Raw genomic sequence first — 1,273 nt, 5'->3', positions numbered from 1 at the left:
TTGTGGTTTGGTATCCTGATCCTCACCGTGTGTGAGATTGGCATGATCTTTCCGCCCGTGGGTTTGAACGTGTACATCATGAATGGCTTAGCCAAAGATGTGCCCATGGCCGAGACCTACAAAGGCGTTGTGCCCTTCCTCATCACCGACGGCATTCGTTTGGCGTTGCTGATTGCGTTCCCCGCCATTTCTTTGTGGCTGGTGCATGCGCTGACCTAAGTTTTTTATAACCGGAGACAAAAATGAAGACTCGCTTTCTAAAAATTGCAGCTGCTGCCGCTCTCACCGCTGCCGCACTTAGCCCCGCCGCGATGGCACAAGACGTGACACTCAAAGTGCACCATTTCTTGCCCGCCTCATCGTTTGCGCAAACCTTGTTGATTCAACCTTGGTGCGACAAGATCGCCAAAGAGTCGAACAACAAGATGAAGTGCCAGATTTACCCCTCCATGCAATTGGGCGGTTCACCCCCTCAGCTGTTTGAACAGGCCCGTGACGGCGTGGCCGACGTGATTTGGACCTTGCCTGGTTACACCGCTGGACGCTTCCCATCCATCGAAGTGTTTGAACTGCCCTTCATGATGCAAAGCCCCGAAGCCACCAGCAAAGCGCTGTGGGACTATGTGGATCAATACGCCAAAGCTGAGTTTAAAGACGTCAAGCCTTTGGCTTTCCACGTGCACGGCGACGGTGTGTTTCACATGACCAACAAGCCCATCCGCACGGCTGCTGACTTGAAAGGCTTGAAGCTACGCGCACCCACACGAACCACCAACAAATTCATCGCTTTGTTGGGTGGCACGCCGGTGAGCATGCCCGTGCCACAAGTGGGTGATGCTTTGTCTAAGGGCGTGATCGATGGCGCCGTGGTGCCTTATGAAGTGGTGCCGGCAGTGAAGATTCAAGAGTTGGTGAAGTTCCACTCTGAAACTGATCCAGCTGAACCCGCTTTCTACACCGCTACATTCGTGTTTGCGATGAACCAAGCCAAGTACGACTCTTTGTCACCTGATCTGAAGAAAATAATCGACAACAACAGCGGTCAAGCATTGTCTGGCATGGCGGGTAAGGCGTTCTTGCAGGCCGACGTGGAAGGCAAGAAGATGACCACCAAAAACACCACCAATGTGATTTCAAAATCCGAGTTGGAAAACTGGAAAAAAATTGGACAGCCCTTGACCGACGACTGGGTAGCCGACATGAACAGCAAAGGCAAAAATGGCAAGCAAATGCTGGACGGCGCGAAGGCTTTGATTGCCAAGTATTCAGGCGG

Annotated in this window: 2 protein-coding genes; both read left to right on the top strand. The window is 52.4% G+C overall.

Annotation, left to right across the window (positions count from 1 at the left end; all coding sequences use genetic code 11):
- Positions 1–219, top strand: a 219-nt coding sequence (locus ABWP81_RS11405; protein WP_353141876.1) for a TRAP transporter large permease subunit, incomplete at its 5' end; no start/stop codon positions are given.
- Between the two features lie 23 nt (positions 220–242).
- On the top strand, positions 243–1,273 hold a 1,031-nt coding region (locus ABWP81_RS11400), incomplete at its 3' end, for a TRAP transporter substrate-binding protein (protein WP_353141874.1).

This window comes from Limnohabitans sp. (genome assembly GCF_040401135.1).
Taxonomy (GTDB): domain Bacteria; phylum Pseudomonadota; class Gammaproteobacteria; order Burkholderiales; family Burkholderiaceae_C; genus Limnohabitans.
This window is presented reverse-complemented; position numbering and strand designations above follow the sequence as displayed.